The organism is Streptococcus intestinihominis, assembly GCF_046824975.1.
Lineage (GTDB): Bacteria > Bacillota > Bacilli > Lactobacillales > Streptococcaceae > Streptococcus.
The window spans coordinates 203,255-206,089 of the sequence record NZ_JBKQBL010000004.1; the positions used below are offsets into that span (position 1 = coordinate 203,255).

The 2,835-nt window shown below is 44.7% G+C and carries 3 protein-coding genes; 2 read left to right on the top strand and 1 reads right to left on the bottom strand.

Annotated features, from left to right (window positions below; translation table 11 throughout):
- A partial coding sequence (locus ACLOR3_RS07870) for a helix-hairpin-helix domain-containing protein (protein WP_412037122.1) occupies positions 1-1,693 on the bottom strand: 1,693 nt, incomplete at its 3' end.
- Positions 1,694-1,812: 119 nt separating this feature from the next.
- On the opposite strand from ACLOR3_RS07870, the gene ACLOR3_RS07875 reads away from it, so the two are divergent.
- Both ACLOR3_RS07875 and ACLOR3_RS07880 read left to right on the top strand, forming a co-directional pair.
- On the top strand, positions 1,813-1,959 hold the full coding sequence (locus ACLOR3_RS07875) for an SPJ_0845 family protein (protein WP_411399928.1): 147 nt from the start codon (positions 1,813-1,815) through the stop codon (positions 1,957-1,959).
- The coding region (locus ACLOR3_RS07880) for a permease (protein WP_412037123.1) at positions 1,956-2,835 on the top strand (880 nt) is incomplete at its 3' end. The genes ACLOR3_RS07875 and ACLOR3_RS07880, both read left to right, overlap by 4 nt.

Below are 2,835 nucleotides of genomic sequence, written 5' to 3' on the forward strand. Positions count from 1 at the left end.
GTAAGGTAAAGAGCTTCTTCACTGCAGGGTAACTTTCTGGATGGACCCCTGTCCGATCGAGGAAATTCTCACTTTCTGGGATCCGTAAGAAACCAGCTGCTTGTTCAAAGGCCTTGGCTCCCAGACGAGGAACTTTTTTGATCTGTGCCCGAGAGGTGATCAACCCTTCTTCTTCCCGGTACTTCACGATGTTCTCAGAAATAGTTTTATTGAGACCAGCCACGTGGGACAAGAGGGCTGGACTAGCAGTGTTAATATTAACTCCGACTTGGTTTACCACGGTATCAACTACAAAATCAAGGCTTTCAGATAATTTCTTCTGGCTGACATCATGCTGGTACTGGCCGACTCCAATTGATTTTGGATCAATCTTAACCAACTCAGCCAGTGGATCCTGCAACCGACGAGCAATGGAGATGGCTGAGCGCTTTTCAACCGTCAGTTCTGGAAACTCATGGCGAGCCAATTCACTAGCTGAATAGACAGATGCCCCGCTTTCGTTCACAATGACATAGCTGACATTTGGAACTTCCTTGAGAACTTCCGCAACAAAGGCTTCGCTCTCTCGACTAGCCGTCCCGTTCCCGATCGCAATGATTTCCACACCGTATTGACGAATCAGTCGTTTCAGTTCTTCTTTGGCTGCTTCAATTTGTGCTGGTTTAACCGGCGCAACAGGGTAAATCACCTGGGTGGTCAACATCTTTCCTGTCTGATCGACAACAGCTAATTTAGCTCCTGTTCGAAAAGCTGGGTCAAATCCCAAGACCACGCGCCCCTTGAGGGGAGCAATCAGCAAGAGGTGACGAAGATTTTCTGAGAAAAGCTGAATGGCTCCATCTTCTGCCACTTCTGTCAGTTCTGTCCGAATTCGACGCTCCATAGCTGGTAGCATTTTCTTTTTCAGGGCTTGGTTAATGACTTCTTCAATGTAGCTATTCTTCGATTTAAATCGGGCTTCAAAGTGACGAATCAAACGGTCTACAGGATGCTCAAATCCAACCTTTAATACCCCCAATTTCTCTCCACGGTTTAAGGCAAGGGTTCGGTAGCCCTGCATGTTTGCAATCTTCTCAGAAAAATCATAATAGATTTGGAAGACCTGCTTTTCGTCTTTGCTCTCATCCTTCAAGCTAGAGGTAATCAAAGAGTATTTACGAATCTCCTGGTAGGTGAGGTTGCGCAATTGTGGATCTTCTGCAATGGCTTCGACCAAAATATCGATTGCTCCAGATATAGCATCCTTTACAGTTGGAAATCCTTCAGATAGGAATTCTTCTGCTGCTGTTTCCAAGTCCTTTTGATCTTGCAGAATCATCCGAGCAAGTGGAAAAAGTCCTGCCTCACGCGCAATGGTTGCCTTGGTCCGGCGTTTTTCCTTGTAGGGAAGATACAATTCTTCCACATCCGCCAATTTTTCAGCTTGCTCAATCGCTTCTTTTAAGGCTGGGGTCAATTTCCCAAGCTCTTCAATCTTAGCGAGAACCGTTTCTTTCCGATCGGCTATGGCTGTTAAAGACTTGTCCATGTCGATAATAGCTTTGATGGCTACTTCATCTAGATTCCCTGTAGCATCTTTTCGATACCGAGCGATAAAGGGGATGGTGGATCCCTCTGCTGTTAAGGTCAAAACAGTATCAATTTGTTTGAGACTGACACCCAATTCTTGGGTTATTTTTTCATATTTTTCCATAGCTTCTATTATACCATAGAAGGCCTTCTATACTGCTTTTTCATCTTACTTTTGGACTTGATTTTCCCCTCTTTTTTGAGAATTTGATATAATGAGAAAAAAAGAAAAGGAGGCCTATCATGGCGATTAAATTTTCAAAAACAGACGATTTAGACAAACTCTTTGAGGAATTTGCTGTCTTCCCAGATCCCCCTCAAGTCACTTCACCAGATGACAAGAAGAATGAAACAACAGGGGAAAAAGAGCAGAAGGATTCTGACAAATGAGTTTCTTCCAACAACTGCCAACCAGTGTCCTTCAGGCTGGAGCGATTTTTCTTTCGATTATGATTGAAGCCCTTCCCTTTGTTTTAATTGGAAGTATCATTTCAGGGGCGATTGATGTCTACATCACCCCTGAAAAAGTCTACCGAGCCCTTCCCAAAAATAAATGGGGGAGAATTCTGTTTGGGACCTTGATTGGCTTTATTTTCCCTTCCTGTGAGTGTGGCATCGTCCCCATTATCAATCGCTTTTTAGAGAAGAAGGTGCCTAGCTATACAGCTGTGCCCTTCCTAGTGACAGCCCCAGTTATTAACCCCATTGTCCTCTTTGCCACTTATTCTGCCTTTGGGAATTCCATTCAAATGGCTCTCCTACGGGCCATCGGATCGATCCTGGTGGCAACTGTTCTGGGGATTTTCCTAGGATTTTTCCAAACAGCTTCTATCCAACGGGCCAACCGCAAGGAAGTCCATGTTCATGACTTTTCAAAACTATCCGCCGGTCAACGCTTCTTTCAAGTATTTGTGCAGGCCATTGATGAGTTTTTCGATACTGGACGCTATCTGGTCTTCGGTTGTTTATTTGCCAGCGTGGTTCAGGTTTATGTGCCAACTCGCGTGCTGACTTCTATCTCCGCGACGCCACTCCTAGCCATTCTTCTTCTTATGCTTCTCTCCTTCCTCCTCTCTTTGTGTAGTGAGGCTGACGCCTTTATTGGCTCTTCCCTCCTCTCAAGTTTTGGCTTGGCTCCTGTCATAGCCTTCTTGGTTATCGGACCTATGCTAGATGTCAAGAACCTCTTGATGATGAAGAATTATCTGACCAATCGCTTTATTGTCCAATTCATTAGCATCGTTAGCCTAGTTGTCTTGGTTTATG